The sequence below is a fragment of the Acinetobacter sp. V116_7 genome, assembly GCF_056735735.1.
On the sequence record NZ_JBWZIF010000026.1, the window covers coordinates 137,786 to 154,257 of the forward strand.

Annotated in this window: 11 protein-coding genes and 1 pseudogene; 6 read left to right on the forward strand and 6 right to left on the reverse strand. The window is 40.1% G+C overall.

What is annotated here, in order from left to right:
* Window positions 1-158: 158 nt before the first annotated feature.
* On the reverse strand, window positions 159-788 hold the full coding sequence (eda, locus tag AC1PJP_RS11770; protein ID WP_005302210.1) for a bifunctional 4-hydroxy-2-oxoglutarate aldolase/2-dehydro-3-deoxy-phosphogluconate aldolase: 630 nt from the start codon (window positions 786-788) through the stop codon (window positions 159-161).
* A 20-nt stretch (window positions 789-808) separates the two neighbouring features.
* Window positions 809-2,662, reverse strand: a complete 1,854-nt coding sequence (gene edd / locus AC1PJP_RS11775) for a phosphogluconate dehydratase (protein ID WP_199943607.1) — start codon at window positions 2,660-2,662, stop codon at window positions 809-811.
* 658 nt (window positions 2,663-3,320) lie between these two features.
* Between edd and AC1PJP_RS11780 the strand changes: the two are divergent.
* The 5 genes and pseudogenes from AC1PJP_RS11780 to AC1PJP_RS11800 all read left to right on the forward strand — a co-directional run bounded on the left by AC1PJP_RS11780 (window position 3,321) and on the right by AC1PJP_RS11800 (window position 9,268).
* A pseudogene (locus AC1PJP_RS11780) lies at window positions 3,321-3,441 on the forward strand (hypothetical protein).
* A complete protein-coding gene (locus tag AC1PJP_RS11785; RefSeq protein WP_151768600.1) occupies window positions 3,423-4,625 on the forward strand; it encodes an acetate/propionate family kinase in 1,203 nt (400 codons plus the stop codon). Before AC1PJP_RS11780 ends, AC1PJP_RS11785 begins: the two are co-directional and overlap by 19 nt.
* Window positions 4,626-4,670: 45 nt before the next feature.
* The gene (pta, locus tag AC1PJP_RS11790; RefSeq protein WP_005302202.1) at window positions 4,671-6,815 is read left to right on the forward strand and encodes a phosphate acetyltransferase; all 2,145 of its coding nucleotides are present in this window, start codon (window positions 4,671-4,673) and stop codon (window positions 6,813-6,815) included.
* Window positions 6,816-7,043: 228 nt separating this feature from the next.
* Window positions 7,044-8,570, forward strand: a complete 1,527-nt coding sequence (locus AC1PJP_RS11795) for a fumarate hydratase (RefSeq protein ID WP_002115045.1) — start codon at window positions 7,044-7,046, stop codon at window positions 8,568-8,570.
* A gap of 143 nt (window positions 8,571-8,713) precedes the next feature.
* Entirely contained in the window at window positions 8,714-9,268 is a 555-nt protein-coding gene (locus tag AC1PJP_RS11800) for a DUF2059 domain-containing protein (protein WP_151828188.1), read from the forward strand.
* A 24-nt stretch (window positions 9,269-9,292) separates the two neighbouring features.
* On the opposite strand, the gene AC1PJP_RS11805 is transcribed toward AC1PJP_RS11800, so the two are convergent.
* The 4 genes from AC1PJP_RS11805 to tig form a co-directional block, all read right to left on the reverse strand.
* A complete protein-coding gene (locus AC1PJP_RS11805) occupies window positions 9,293-10,009 on the reverse strand; it encodes a DUF2846 domain-containing protein (RefSeq protein WP_005302195.1) in 717 nt (238 codons plus the stop codon).
* Window positions 10,010-10,161: 152 nt separating this feature from the next.
* Window positions 10,162-11,475 carry an ATP-dependent Clp protease ATP-binding subunit ClpX gene (gene clpX, locus AC1PJP_RS11810; protein WP_005302193.1) on the reverse strand — a complete coding sequence of 438 codons (1,314 nt, stop codon included), beginning with the start codon at window positions 11,473-11,475 and terminating at the stop codon, window positions 10,162-10,164.
* A 105-nt stretch (window positions 11,476-11,580) separates the two neighbouring features.
* Window positions 11,581-12,186: an ATP-dependent Clp endopeptidase proteolytic subunit ClpP gene (gene clpP, locus AC1PJP_RS11815; protein WP_003654845.1), complete on the reverse strand. Its 606-nt coding sequence runs from the start codon at window positions 12,184-12,186 to the stop codon at window positions 11,581-11,583.
* A 192-nt stretch (window positions 12,187-12,378) separates the two neighbouring features.
* On the reverse strand, window positions 12,379-13,713 hold the full coding sequence (gene tig, locus AC1PJP_RS11820) for a trigger factor (protein WP_151821260.1): 1,335 nt from the start codon (window positions 13,711-13,713) through the stop codon (window positions 12,379-12,381).
* Between the two features lie 414 nt (window positions 13,714-14,127).
* Between tig and AC1PJP_RS11825 the strand changes: the two genes are divergently transcribed.
* A complete protein-coding gene (locus tag AC1PJP_RS11825; protein ID WP_479767017.1) occupies window positions 14,128-16,401 on the forward strand; it encodes a TonB-dependent receptor in 2,274 nt (757 codons plus the stop codon).
* Window positions 16,402-16,472 lie beyond the last annotated feature (71 nt).

Genomic DNA, 16,472 nt, shown 5'->3' on the forward strand with positions numbered 1-16,472 from the left:
TTAGGCACACTGCCCAAACAAAGGTCTTCAACCACAGTAATTCCTACTGTTAAGACACTAAATTTTTATATTTAGGTGTGACCAGCACAAACTGGCCACCTCAATACAGCCTTAAAGCACATAGAATGCACTTCATTTTTTATAAATATTGACTACATTTACAGTGCTCTCAACTGACTCGCAATTTGCGCTAAGCGAGTAATTTCAGCCCAATCTTGTGCAGCTACAGCAGCTTTAGGCGTTAACCATGAACCACCTACACACACTACGTTTGGTTGCTTTAAGAAATCTGGCGCTGATTCTGCCGTAATTCCGCCAGTCGGGCAAAAACGTAAGTTTGGAAATGGACCATAAAATGCTTTTAGCATCTCAACTCCACCTGCCTGTTGAGCTGGGAAGAACTTCACAATCTCATAACCCAACTCAATCGCCTGAATCAGATCACTTGGTGTCATCACACCCGGTAGTAAAGGTAAGCCAGCATCTTGTGCAGCCAAATGCAGATCTTTAGTCAAACCAGGAGATACACCAAATTGAGCGCCTGCTTTTTTAGCTTGAGCACAATGTTCTGGCTTGGTAATCGTCCCCACCCCTACCACAATGTCATCCGCCAATTGGCTCGCACGCTCAATAGCAGCAAGACCTGCAGCGGTACGCAATGTAATTTCAAGGACTTTTACACCACCTGCATGCAACGCACGTGATACATCTTCACCTTGCTCAGCAGAATCAAATGCCAATACAGGAATGACTGGGCCTAATTTGACGATATCTTCAATTTTAATCATTATTTTTCAGTTCCTTTGACTCAAATCTGCTCTGGTGAAGTTTCACCAACCAATGCACCAAATACAGATGCTCCATGTTCAGCTGGCGCAGCAGCAGCACGGAAAACACCAAATAATTCACGGCCAAAACCAACTTCGTTTTCTGCCTGATGTTCTGGCTGTGCAACAGGACGCGACTGCCAAGTCTGTTCATCTATTTCGACATCGAGTACGCCGGCCTCAGCATCAATAATCAACATATCGCCTGTTTGAACTTTAGCAATCGGCCCATTTAATAAGGCCTCAGGAGATAAATGAATCACCGCAGGAACTTTGCCTGAAGCACCAGACATACGACCATCGGTTACTAATGCAACGTGGAAACCTTGATCTTGTAAAACACCCAACACAGGCGTTAAGCGATGCAATTCAGGCATACCGTTAGCACGCGCACCTTGGAAACGAACGACTGCAATAAAATCTCGGTGTAACTCACCACGATCAAATGCTGCTTGTACTGCTTCTTGAGAATCAAACACGATTGCTGGAGCTTTAACTTTACGGTGCTCTGGCGCAACAGCAGAAATCTTGATAACACCACGACCAAGTCGACCTTGCATTAAACGCAAGCCGCCATCTGGTTGAAACGGCGCATCAATGCTACGTAGAACTTTGTCATCAAGGCTTTGAACAACACCATCAATCCAAGTGAGCTTGCCATCAATCAGTTTTGGTTCTTTGGTGTAATGCTGCAAACCTTTACCAGCCACTGTCGTTACATCGTTATGCAACAAGCCAGCTTCAAGTAAGTTACGAATAAGGAAAGCAACCCCACCCGCAGCTTGGAAATGGTTTACATCGGCCTTACCATTTGGATAGATTTTTGCGAGCAATGGAACAACAGCCGACAATTCATCGAAGTCATCCCAGTCAATCAAAACGCCAGCGGCACGAGCAATCGCAATCAAATGCAAAGTATGGTTGGTTGAACCACCTGTAGCGAGTAACGCCACAATGCCGTTTATAATTGCTTTTTCATCGACAACATGACCAATCGGCGTGTAGTTTCCACGCTCAACTGTTAAATCAAGTACACGAATCGCAGCTTCTGCGGTAAGTGCATCACGTAATGGTGTGTGAGGATGAACAAATGCAGCGCTTGGCAAATGTAAGCCCATGACTTCCATCAGCATCTGGTTACTGTTGGCTGTACCGTAAAAAGTACAAGTCCCTTGTCCGTGATAAGCAGCTGACTCAGCTTCTAGCAAAGCATCTCGACCAACTTGACCCGTTGCAAATTGCTGGCGAATTTTAGCTTTCTCATCGTTAGATAGCCCACTAGTCATTGGGCCAGCTGGCACAAAAATAGTAGGTAAATAGCCGAACTGCAAAGCCCCAATGAGTAAGCCTGGTACAATCTTGTCGCAAACACCTAGACACAAAGCTGCGTCAAACATGTTATGAGAAAGTGCAATTGCTGTGCTCATTGCAATCGTTTCACGAGAGAACAATGAGAGTTCCATACCAGCATTACCTTGGGTAATACCGTCACACATCGCAGGAACACCACCTGCAAACTGTGCCACGCCACCATTTTCACGAGCGGCTGTTTTAATTAAATCTGGAAATGTTTTATAGGGTGCATGAGCCGACAACATTTCGTTATATGACGACACAATGCCAATATTTGGTTCACGACCTACTTTAATAATTAATTTTTCATTGTCATCCATGCTGGCAAAACCATGAGCCAGATTGGCACATGAAAGTGCCCCACGAGCAGGAAATTTGCCTTGTGCATGTTCAATACGTTGTAAATATGCAGAACGAGTTTTTTGACTACGGGCGATTACACGCTCGGTCACTTTTGCCAATATTGGATTCGGCAAGTCCATGCTGGACGCTCCTGTACAACCGGATAAGCCGGAAAAGAAAAATAGACCAAATGATATATTTTTTATGATCATTTGAAAAAAGGATGAACAATATTATTCAGGCAAAAAGCGACATGCAACCCCAGCCAATGCTGCTGTAATGGCCTCAGTACAAGCTTTAAAGACATAACGAGTTTATCTTTTAGACAAAAAACTTATTTAAAATTAGGTATATTTACAGCTAAACCAAATCTCAAAAATACGGTAAATTTATTGTAAATCAACATAATAAAATATATTTAACAATATATAAATGATGAGCTTTTCATTCTAATTTTTAGTACTTATAAATCCATATTAGGTTCTTTTTTCACGCCCTTAATACCATCAAAACTTAATTTCAATTACGTATATTATTTGTAATATATGCTTAAAATTTAACTTAAAGAACCAGCTCACTTATTCAATAACGGTTTGGTTTCTACCATTTAAAATTCATCCTTCATTCAGGTTTATTTTTTCATAAATATATACAAAAAACTCGTTTCTAAGCATATAAAAAAACAAGGAATACAGTGGTTAAGCTTTATACTGGACAAATATTAGTTACAAATAATTTGATGGTCGATAGTGCTTAAGTCTAATGGGCTAAAGTCTATCTTGGACAGAAAAACAACACATGTTAAAACATGACAACCCGTTCAATCTGTATGAAAAAAATAATACATCTTGAACAGGAAGTTAGGAAAACTATTTTAAATCAGGACTTGGGTATTTCAACGTGGCTATATCAGTATTAGTTATCAATTGCGGCTCTTCATCTATTAAATACGCACTGGTTTCAGAGCGTCGTGAAGACCGTATTTACGGTTTAGCAGAAAACTTGGGGGCAGCTGACGCTCGTATTAAGGGAGTTACAGTTGGTGGTGAACCACTTGAACTTTCAATTCCTTATGCTGACCATGCCAAAGCTTTAGAAACTTTACTTGCACGTCTTGCCAACTACAAACCGCAAGCCATCGGACATCGTGTTGTACACGGTGGTAGTTTAACCAAAGCAGAATTACTCACTCCTGAAATTATTGAACGTATTCGTGCAGCAACGCCTTTGGCTCCGCTTCATAACCCAGCACATTTAATTGGTATTGACGCAACCGTACGCCTATTTCCTGAATTACCTCAAGTTGCCGTATTTGATACTGCATTCCATCAGACCATGCCACCGCATGCATACCGTTATGCAATTCCTAAGTTTTTATATACTGACCACAATGTCCGCCGTTATGGCTTCCATGGTACGAGCCACGCCTATGTATCTGATAAAGCAAGTGAGCTCTCAGGCAACCTGAAAAAAGGTGGATGGTTAACAGCGCATCTAGGAAACGGCAGTTCAACTTGCGCAGTATGGAATGGACAAAGTGTTGACACATCTATGGGCCTTACTCCACTTGAAGGTGTGGTGATGGGAACACGTAGTGGCGACGTCGACCCAAGCTTACATAGCTTCCTTGCGAAAAACCTCGGTTGGGATTTAGCAAAAATTGATAAAGTTTTAAATAATGAAAGTGGCTTACTAGGCTTATCTCAACTGTCTAATGACATGCGTACAGTGATTGAAGCTGCTGAAAATGGTAATGAAGATGCTTGTCTTGCAATTGAAGTGTTTAGCTATCGCCTTGCAAAATCACTTGCTGCATTAAGCTGTGGCTTACCAACTTTAGACGGCTTAATCTTCACGGGTGGTATTGGCGAAAACTCGGCTTATATTCGTGAAAAAACCTTAGCTTATTTACCTCATTTTGGTTTGCAGCTTGATAAAGATCAAAACAATAACTTAAAACGTGGCACTGAAGGCCGAATCGACAATGGAACAGGACCACAAATTTGGGTCATTCCAACAGATGAAGAAGGTCGTATTGCCAAAGAAACTCGTCAAGTTGTTGAAGCGGCAGAAAATGCTGCATCTGTAGCAAGCCTTGCTTAATTAGAGCTCAGCGAAAATACGATATTCGTTTATTTATAGGTTTATATGAATACAATTTTATTGATTCCTACAGGCGAAGGGGTTGGCTTAACCTCTGCTTGTTTAGGCATGATTTACGCACTTGATTGCAACGGGATTAAAGCTGGCTTTTTAAAACCATTTTCTCAAGAAGACCAAGAGCATCTTGACCGAACCACTTCATTATTTGGTCACTTATTTCAAAGTAAAACCGTTCAATCTATTTCGCATGAAAAATTAACTCAGCTTATTGCCGCTGGGGAAGTAGATGAATTACTTGAAGAAGCTGTCAGCCTCCACCGTAGCGTTGCAGCAGACCACGATGTCATTATTGTGGAAGGCTTATTACCTAACGGACAAGACCACTTCGCCAGTGAGCTCAACGCAAGTCTTGCACAAGCGCTTGATGCAGAAGTCGTATTGGTCAGCACAGCAGATATTCAAAACCCGAAAAAAGCCGCAGAAAAAGTAGATGCTCATTTACGCCAGTTCGGTGGAGCAGCGTCAAATCGTACTGCTGGTGTACTCTTTATGCGTACCCGTGGATTAACCGAAGAAACAGCTCAAATTCCTGTTGCGTTTGATCCATCGTTACGACCAACTGAAGAAATCGCAAAATTTACGACCGAACTGCAAAAATATAATCGTTATTTTGGCTCTAGCGATTTACCAATCATTGGTTTAGTTCCATTTAGTAACACGCTAAGCGTACCGAGAACTCTCGATATTGCGAATGTCATTGATGGACAATGGGTACATCAAGGTGAAGCGAAAACACGTCGTATTTTGCATTCGAGTTTAATTGCTTCAAGCATTGAATATGAACTGAATAAGTTTATTGCAGGCGAATTGATTATTAGTGCATCTGAGCGTACCGACGTTTTACTCGCAAGTAGTTTAGCAACTAGTAATGGTATTCCTTTGGCTGGTTTGGTACTTACAGAACGAGAAGCGCCAGCACCAGAACTTTTAGAGTTTTGTCAAAGTGCGATTAAACAAGGCTTGCCGATTTTACATACCCGTTTAAACACACTTGAAACTGCACAGCGTTTATCTAATTTTGGCAATGAAATTCCAACTGACGATACTGAACGTGCTGAGCAAGTGACCCGATTTGTTTCAAGTCATATTGATGTTGAATGGCTTAAACAGCACAGCAACAATGCAGCTACCCCTCGCCTGTCGCCATCGGCTTTCCGTCACGAACTGGTGCAAAAATCAATTGCAGCGAAAAAACGAATTGTTCTACCCGAAGGTGATGAACCACGCACCATTCAAGCTGCGGCAATTTGTCAGGCACGTGGTATTGCTGACTGTATTTTGCTGGCTAAACCAGATGTAGTACAAGATGTTGCAAAAGCACGTGGTATTGAATTACCTGCTGAATTGGCAATTGTTGACCCTGATAGTATTCGTGACCAATACGTTGCACCAATGGTTGAGCTACGTAAAGGTAAACTCAACGAACTTCAAGCGAAAGAACAGCTTCAAGATACCGTTGTGCTTGGCACCATGATGTTAGCTTTAGATCAAGTCGACGGTTTAGTTTCAGGTGCGGTACACACCACAGCGAATACGGTCCGTCCAGCATTCCAGCTCATCAAAACAGCCCCTGATTATTCACTGGTTTCATCAATATTCTTTATGCTTTTGCCAGATGAAGTTTATGTATATGGCGACTGTGCGATTAATCCAGACCCGACAGCAGAACAACTTGCTGAAATTGCAATTCAGTCTGCTGACTCAGCGAAAGCTTTTGGAATTGACCCGCGTATTGCCATGATCAGCTACTCAACCGGTACTTCTGGAACGGGTGCTGATGTTGAAAAAGTACAGCAAGCAACTCAAATTGCTCAACAACGTCGTCCTGACTTACTCATCGATGGTCCACTTCAATACGATGCAGCTTCAGTTGAAAGTGTGGGACGTCAAAAAGCACCAGACTCACGCGTTGCTGGCCGTGCCAATGTATTTATTTTCCCAGATTTAAATACGGGTAATACCACTTACAAAGCAGTACAGCGTGCTGCAAATGTTGTGAGCGTTGGACCAATGCTGCAAGGTCTAAACAAGCCTGTTAATGACTTGTCTCGTGGGGCCTTAGTAGATGACATCGTCTTTACCATTGCATTAACCGCAATTCAGGCAGAACAGCAAGCCGCTGCCAAATAATTAATATAATTCACCTTTACTACCTCTCGCCATTTGATGTCCGCTCAAATGGCTTTTTTTATTTTAGTCATTCAAAAATAAATAATTTTCCGATTTCTCTCTTTTAAATCACTTCAATATCTTCTTATGCGACTTTCGGTCAAAAGATCAACCAATCTCCCACAACACTGTCTTTTTGTCATATAATTTAGCCCGCTAGCTAACAGCCCGCTCAAGAGATTTTCTGGTATGACAACGATTATCAAACAAGATGACTTGATTACATCGATCAAGGACGCCCTACAGTTTATTTCGTACTATCACCCGCAAGACTTTATCCAAGCGATGAGCCGTGCTTATGATCGCGAAGAAAACAAAGCCGCAAAGGATGCAATTGCACAGATTCTAATTAACTCTCGCATGTGTGCGGAAGGTCATCGTCCAATTTGCCAAGATACTGGTATTGTTAACGTTTTCCTTGAAGTGGGCTTAGATGTTAAATTTGATTTAACAATGAGCTTAGACGATGCGGTAAACGAAGGTGTTCGCCAAGGTTACCTTGAAAACAGCAACGTTCTTCGTGCATCTGTACTTGCTGACCCAGCATTTGGTCGCAAAAATACAAAAGATAATACCCCTGCTGTAATTCACTACAAACTCGTTCCGGGTAATAAAGTAGATATTACTGTTGCTGCTAAAGGTGGCGGTTCAGAAAACAAATCTAAACTTGCAATGCTTAACCCATCTGACTCGATTGTTGACTGGGTTCTTAAAACTGTTCCAACAATGGGTGCAGGCTGGTGTCCTCCAGGTATGCTCGGTATTGGTATTGGTGGTACTGCTGAAAAAGCCATGATGCTTGCTAAAGAAGCACTCATGGAAGAAATCAACATGGACGAATTACTTCGCCGTGGACCAGAGAACAAAATTGAAGAACTTCGTATCGAAATCTTTGAAAAAGTAAACGCACTTGGTATTGGTGCTCAAGGTCTTGGTGGTTTAACGACTGTTCTTGATATTAAAATCAAAGACTACCCATGTCACGCTGCTGGTAAACCAGTTGGTATGATTCCTAACTGTGCTGCTACTCGTCATGCTCACTTCCAGCTTGATGGTACAGGTGTAGCTCATATTCAAGCACCAAAACTTGAAGACTACCCTTCAGTAACTTGGGACTCTTCACAATCTAAGCGCGTAAACCTTGATACCATTACTCAAGAAGAAATGGATTCTTGGAAACCGGGTGATACATTACTTCTTAGCGGAACAATGTACACAGGTCGTGATGCTGCGCACAAACGTATGGTTGAAATGATCGACAACGGTGAAGAATTACCGGTTGATCTTAAAGGTAAATTTATTTACTACGTTGGCCCAGTTGATCCAGTAGGTGATGAAGTCGTTGGTCCTGCTGGTCCTACAACTGCAACACGTATGGACAAATTCACACGTAAAGTACTCGAACATACTGGTCTATTCGGTATGATCGGTAAAGCTGACCGTGGTCCTACAGCAATTGAAGCAATCAAAGACAACAAAGCAACTTACTTAATGGCAGTTGGTGGTGCGGCTTACCTCGTATCTAAAGCTGTTCGTGAAGCTGAAGTGGTTGCGTTTGCAGACTTAGGTATGGAAGCAATCTACAAATTCGTCGTTGAAGATATGCCTGTTTCTGTTGCAGTTGATGTAAACGGCACTTCAATTCACGCAGTAGCTCCAAAAATCTGGCAAGCGAAAATTGGAAAAATTCCAGTAGTCGATGCAGCAGCTGGCTAATCAAGAAAAGCACCGAATTCGGTGCTTTTTTTTTTGCATTCTTTTTTTATTTTAAAATCTGAAAAGAATTGTAACAATTACTTCTTCAATCTGTGCTATTAATAAATGCACTCTCTCGCCATATATTGAATATAGGTCATTTCATGACTATTCGCCCTATTCTTAAAAATCTTTCAATCAGTCTCTGCTTAAGCTGTATTACAACAAGCTTATTTGCTTCTCCTGCCAAATTAAGTTCAGTCAAAGAACTCATGCAAATGAGCCAAATTGATTACCTACTTAAAGAATCAATTAATGAATTAACGCCTTACTATGATCAACAGGCAGAACAGATCGTTAGTAATATCACAGGTATCAAAACTTTAGGTCCAAAAGAAAAAGAGGCCGCGAAAAAGTTAGGTTTACTTTTGAAAGATTCGAGCAATCAGCTCATTAGCAACCCTAAAACTGCACAAGCCTTACAGGATATTTACCTAAAGACTTATACTGAAGAGGAAGTTCAAGCAAATTTGAAGTTTTTAAAAACTCCTGAAGGCCAATCAATTACACGCAAGAACGTGCAAATTATGGGGCAAATTTCAGAATACATGATGGAGTTGGGTCAACAGACCTTTAATGACCCTAAAGCAAGGGATCATATGCAAGAAGAGATGCTTAAAATTCTTGCCCCACTCATGAAAGATAAAGAAAAGTCTTAACTTTTCTTTATCTTTTGTAGGCTATTACCAAGTTAACGGATTCCATAATTTAAATGGCTTAATCAGATGTACATCTGATTTTTCATCATATTTGGCTGGCTTTAATTCTTGTGGTTTATGACGGATCTTTCCTGAAGCATCTTCAGCCACAAAGTTGTAGCTAGAAGATTTAAGCTCAGTAAATGCTATCTCTCTACGTCCAATATTATCTTGCATTAACATAAATGGGCCAGTGTGTTCACCACGGTCCATTTTGTTTTCTTCATCATATTTCAAATAATAAGACGTTCCCGCCTCAACAGTGATATCAATATATTTCGGTTCTTGAAAATGAATACCCAATAAAGGACGGCTCGCAGAAAGACGATAAGTGCCTGCTGGCAATTCAATCCAGTAATAATGATTATGCAATAGACTCGGAATGCGCTTGCCATTCACAAAGAGATTTATCGCTGCAATTTCCTGACGATTCCATTTCGTGTCTGGTCGGTAAAGATAAACAACAGCAGCTTGTTGATTTTGTGGTTTGACTGGAACAAAAGTCTGACCCAATTTTTGATTCACCCAACCACCTACAGCAAAACCACCCACATGATATTGATCAAATAAACCTGGTTCTTTTTCAACATCAACTTTAGGTAAGGTTGCCGTCAATTCACCAGTATTTTTTTCTAAATGAGATGAACTTTGACAGCCCACAAACAGTCCGGCACAGCACAAAGATACGATTAAATAACGCATGGCATCCCTCAAAGCGTTTTGTTTTTGATTTATTTTTTACAACGCAAAACTATGCGTATTTTGTATTTTTAAGATTAACACCACGCACATAAATTGAAAACAAAAAAAGCATGAATCACTCGCGCGATTCATGCTTTTTAGATGAATGAAATCTATGCAGACTTCGAATCAATAACCTTTAAATCTGCCTTAGCAACACTTTCATGCGTTGCAGCTTCTTTAGGTTGACGCTCTGCTTTATAAACAGGTTCTGCTTCACCATTAATGACTGCTTCATTAATAATGACTGTTCCAACATCAGTACGACTTGGTAAATCGTACATGGTTTCAAGCAGCACGTTCTCCATAATAGAACGTAAACCACGCGCACCCGTATTGCGTTCAAGTGCTTTCTTCGCGATAGCACGCAATGCAGAATCTTCAAAGATCAGATCAACATTTTCCATAGTGAAAAGATATTGATACTGGCGAGTTAATGCATTTTTTGGCTCAGTCAAAATTTGCATTAATGCTTCTTCATCCAACTCTTCAAGTGTCGCAATCACTGGTAAACGACCAATGAATTCTGGAATTAAACCAAATTTCACTAAGTCGGTTGGCTCAACCTGACGGAACAATTCAGCAAGTTTTTTGGTTTCATCTTTGTTTTTAACATCAGCTGTAAAACCAATACCGCCTTTCTCTTGACGCTGCTGTACAATTTTTTCCAAACCAGAAAATGCACCACCACAAATAAACAAGATATTCGAGGTGTCAATTTGAATAAACTCTTGCTGCGGATGCTTACGTCCACCTTGCGGAGGAATAGAAGCCACTGTACCTTCAATCATTTTTAACAATGCTTGCTGTACGCCTTCACCAGAAACATCACGCGTAATTGACGGGTTTTCAGATTTACGAGTAATCTTGTCAATTTCGTCAATATAGATAATGCCCTTCTGAGCTTTCTCTACATCGTAGTCCGCTTTTTGCAAAAGTTTTTGTACAATATTTTCAACATCTTCGCCGACATAACCAGCTTCGGTTAATGTCGTTGCATCTGCCATTGCAAATGGAACGTCTAAAAGGCGAGCCAATGTTTGCGCAAGTAAAGTTTTACCCGAACCTGTAGGTCCAATTAATAGAATATTACTTTTAGCAATTTCTACTTCTTTAGACACATGGCCATTATGACCAACTTTTAGGCGTTTATAATGGTTATAAACCGCAACAGATAATGTCTTTTTGGCAAGATCTTGACCAATTACATATTGATCAAGCGCAGCACGTATTTCATGTGGTTTTGGCAATGCCTTACTCGCCCAGTCCCCTGCTTCAACCTGTTGGCTGGTTTGTACAAGGTCTAAGCAGACATCCACACACTCATTACAAATATATGCGTCCTCACCTGCAATCAGTTTCCCGACTTCAGACTGCGTTTTACCGCAAAATGAACAATGTTTTTGTCCTTGAGGATGTTCGGACATATTCACTCCACAAATAGAATCTTAAATATTAGGGCAAGATGCACTGCATAAATAACTAAATGGAGATCTTTTTCAACATCTCAAGTTATTTATATAAGAAGGTCCTTATGGACGCTTACTTAACACCTGATCAACCAAACCATATTCTTTAGCAGACTGTGCTGTCATAAAATTATCACGGTCAGTATCACGAGCAACAGTTTCGTAGTCTTGACCACTATGCTCTGCCATTAAGCGGTTTAAACGTTCTTTAATAAATAGAATTTCACGCGCATGAATTTCAATATCCGATGCTTGACCGCGGAAACCACCTAATGGTTGGTGAATCATGACACGGGCATTTTCTAGACAATAGCGTTTGCCTTTAGCACCAGCATTTAATAAGAATGCACCCATTGAAGCAGCTTGGCCCATACAATATGTCACGACATCAGGTTTAATAAACTGCATCGTGTCATAAATAGCCATGCCCGCTGTCACAGATCCACCTGGAGAGTTGATATAAAGGTGGATATCTTTATCAGGATTTTCAGCTTCTAAAAACAACATTTGGGCAACAATTAGATTTGCCATGTTATCTTCAACTTCACCTGTTAAAAAAATGACGCGCTCACGTAAAAGTCGTGAATAAATATCAAAAGAACGTTCGCCGCGAGAAGATTGTTCAACCACAACAGGAACTAAAGCATTTTCAATTGTTGGAACATACATACGTTATTTATTCCTAAATTTTTTGTGACTTAACCTATGGCAACAATATGCGGGATAATTTCTCAAATTGCAAAAGGTTCGCACTGAAATATTATATTATTTATACCTAAGTACTTAATGTCGCACTCAAATTGACCACATAAAGAAAAATAAAAAAGGCGCCTAAGCGCCTTTTTCTAACTTCTAAAAAGATTAGCCCATACGGCGAGCTTGTTGTTCTTTCAATAAGTCATCATAAGATACAGCTTTGTCAGTCACTTTAGCACCAGCTAAGATGTGATCAACAACTTGATCTTCTAATACAACTGCTTCGATTTGAGCACGTTGTTGAGCATCATTTTTGAAGTATTCAATCACTTCAGTTGGATCTTCGTAAGAAGAAGCCATGTCGTCGATGTAAGCATCAACGCGAGCTTGGTCAACTTCAAGTTTAGCATCAGCTAAAACTTTGCTTACCAATACGCCAAGCTTAACAGAACGCTCTGCTTGTTCTTTGAACAATTCGTCAGGAAGCATGCTCTTGTCAAAAGATTGCGCGCCTGCACCACCGAACTGTTGAGTGAATTGTTGAACCATTTGTTGACGTTGGCGGTCAATTTCTTGAGCAACCATTGCAGTTGGAACTTCAACTTCGTTCGCAGCAACAAGTGCATCAAAAGCAGCTTGTTTAACTTGGTTACGTAAACCATTGCGAACTTCACGCTCCATATTCTTACGAACGTCAGCTTTTAATTTCTCAACGCCTTCTTCTTCAGTTACACCGAAGATTTTCAAGAATTCAGCATCAATTTCTGGAAGTTTTGATTTTTCAACTTGCTTCACAGTGATTTTGAACTGAGCTGCTTTACCAGCCAAGTTTTCAGCTTGGTAATCTTCTGGGAAAGTAACATCAATTACTTTCTCTTCACCAGCTTTCATACCAACGATGCCGTCTTCAAAGCCAGGAATCATACGACCTGAACCTAATACGAGTTTAAAGTCTTCAGCAGAACCGCCTTCAAACTTTTCACCGTCGATAGTGCCTTCAAAGTCAAAAGTCACTTGCATGTCTTTTTTCGCCATGCCCTTGGTAACAGCCCAAGTTTGACGTTGTTTTTGCAAGTTTTCGATCATAGCATCAACGTCAGCATCTTTAATTTCAGCTGTTTTACGTTCAACTTCTAAACCGTCGAATGCTTGTACTGCAACTTCTGGATAAACTTCTACAGTCGCTTCAAAAACTAAAGCATCTTCTTTATGTTCAACTTTATCAATGTTCGGCATACCTACCGCATTGATTTTTTCTTGTTGAATTGCTTCAAAAACGCTATCACGAATGATGTCATTTACAACTTCTTGATAAATGCTTGCACCGTATTCGCGGCGAACAACGTTTTCAGGTACTTTACCTGGACGGAAGCCGTTGATCTTCACAGTTTTGGCAGTGCGTTTCAAACGAGCTTCAAATTGCTCGTTAATACGGCTCGTCGGTACAGACACATTTAAACGACGGGCAACGCCCGAAACCGCTTCAGTCGTTACTTGCATGGCTTCCTCGATAAAAATTAGTGAGTAGGAACAGTTTTTTTAAAAGTGCTGTATTATATGACAACTTTCAAGATATACAAAATTAACCGATCACTTCATTTAAGTTAGCCTCGTTATTCTCGTAAATTTCACAGTAATTTTATGATTCTTTAAATATTTTTCATAAAACCTTAAGTAAAACTAATTTTTTAGTTATTCTTCATAAATCTAAAATTACAATCAAAATCTAAATTTAATCGTTTTTACAAACAATTACCAAAAATCAATAGATTAGCTAAATAAATATACAATTAACCATTCAGGCATTCACTTTTTCTTCATAATTCAATAGGCAAATCCAATTAACACAAACTGTACATATAAATAAGAATTATTATTATTCGCATAACCTTTTAGTTTTAGAGTCCTGAAGTCATGTCTTTGATTAGAACACGTAAAAAAATTGTTTCTTCTGCGATAGCTTCTTCGTTATCAATGATTGCAACAACAGCCATGGCACAAGAAGCAATTTCACAATTACCAACGATTCATACTCAGGCGACTCAAGAAGAATCTTTAAAAGTAGATCAGTCAGCCAACTCTAAACTAGTAGCTCCTCTTAAAGACACGCCAAAATCAGTCTCTATTCTTTCTCAAAAATTAATTAAAGATACAAACTCTAATACTCTACTCGAAGCTTTACGCTATGAACCTGGTATTACGTTAGGTGCAGGTGAAGGTGGTACGCCGTTTACAGATATGCCCTACATCCGTGGTTATAGTGCTCAATCATCTGTCTACGTTGATGGTGTTCGTAATTCGACTTCTCAAAATCGCGATATGTTTGCCATCGAACAAGTTGAGGTCATTAAAGGCTCTTCTTCTGCTCTTGGCGGCGGCGGCGGTGTAGGCGGAAGCATTAACTTAATCCCTAAAGTTGCTCATGAAGGTGACGTTTACCAAGGTAGCGTTCAAGGTGGTACTGACAACTATCGTCATATTCAACTCGATGCTAACAAAGACTTTGGTAACGGAGTCGCTGGTCGTGTAGTGGTTATGGGCCATGAAAACGAAAAAGCTGGTGCAAATAATGGTGCTGAATATGCTCGTGCCGGTATTGCATCAAGTCTTGCATTTGGCCTGGATAGTGCAACTCGTGGAACACTGAGCTACTACTATTTACGTAGTAATGATGAACCTGATGCAGGTATTCCATTTCTTCCTGTTGGTGGAAAACCAATTGATGTAAAACAAGGCACATATTATGGCTGGAAAGAGCGTGATTTTGATAAGCGTGAAAACCACATTGGTACATTTAAATTAGAGCAAGATCTTGCTGATGATTTAACTTTGTCAAATACGATGTCATATACAAAATCTAAATCAGATTACATCTATACAAACGCAGATGACTCAAAAGGTAATGTAACCAAAAATGGTACTATTGTTCGTCGTGCTTTAAGTCGTATTGTAGATACTGATGCATATAGTGACCAGCTTGCATTAAAAGGGAAATTTAATACTGGCTCACTTAAGCACTCATTTAATACAGGTGCTGAGTGGAGCTATCAAGAATCAAGCCAAGGTGTTTACACTTTTACAGATGGCTCTGGTACAACCTCAACTGTACACAATACAAGCTGCCCTGCGAGCAGTGCTATTTCGAATGGTTGGTGTACATCAGTAAATAATCCAATGAATGGAGCATTTACCGATACTTTAGGTAGCATCACCAATCAATATACAACCCGCAGTCGTACTGTTTCTTTATATGCTTTAGATAGCATCGAATTTAACCCTCAATGGCTTTTAAATTTGGGCGTACGTTGGGATAAATTTGAAACTGAACGTAAATATAATAAAAACATTTATAAAACAGTGGGTGGAGCTAACGGCAATTACTCAAATGATGTAAGCATTGCAGCTGGTCAGAAATTTGAAAACGACAGTGATTATTTCTCTTATCAAGCTGGTCTAGTCTATAAACCAACTGAAAATGGCAGTGTCTATGCAAGCTTTGCAACTTCTGCTAACCCAGTTGGCGTAGACCAAGGTGACGGCGCAGATGCACTATCTACATCTTCGCAACAAGCAAATGATTTAGACCCAGAAAAAGCACGTACTTTCGAAATAGGTACAAAGTGGGACCTATTTAATAACCGTGCAAACTTAACTGCTGCAATCTTCCGCACAGAGAAGCAAAATACTCGTATCGCTATAGATGCCAACACTTCAACTAATGCTGGCGAAAGTAAAGTTGACGGATTTGAAGTTGGTTTCAACGGTAAAGTGACTGATAAGTGGGAAGTTTCAGCTGGTTATAGCTATTTAGACAGCGAACTTACAAAAGCGGCTTACAACGCAGTTGCTCAAGAAGGTAAACCATTACCATTTGTAGCTAAAAATAGCGCAACATTGTGGTCAACTTATAGAATCTTGCCTAAATTAACAGTTGGTGCAGGTGCAGAGTATCGTGACAAAGTGTTCACTAATACAAACACAGGTACAACGATGCTTGAAGACAAGTATTTACCAACCTATACCATTTACAATGCTATGGCTAAATACGACGTCAACAAGAACGTAAACTTACAGCTTAACATTAACAATATCTCTGATAAGCGCTACTTCACAAGTGCTCACCCTGCTCACTACGCGTTTGAAGGTGTTGGCCGTAATGCTGTCTTAGCGATTAACTTTAAGTACTAAGTTTAAATTCCATAATTTATTTATGGAATTAATCAAAGTTCATATAAAATAGCCTCATCACGAGGCTATTT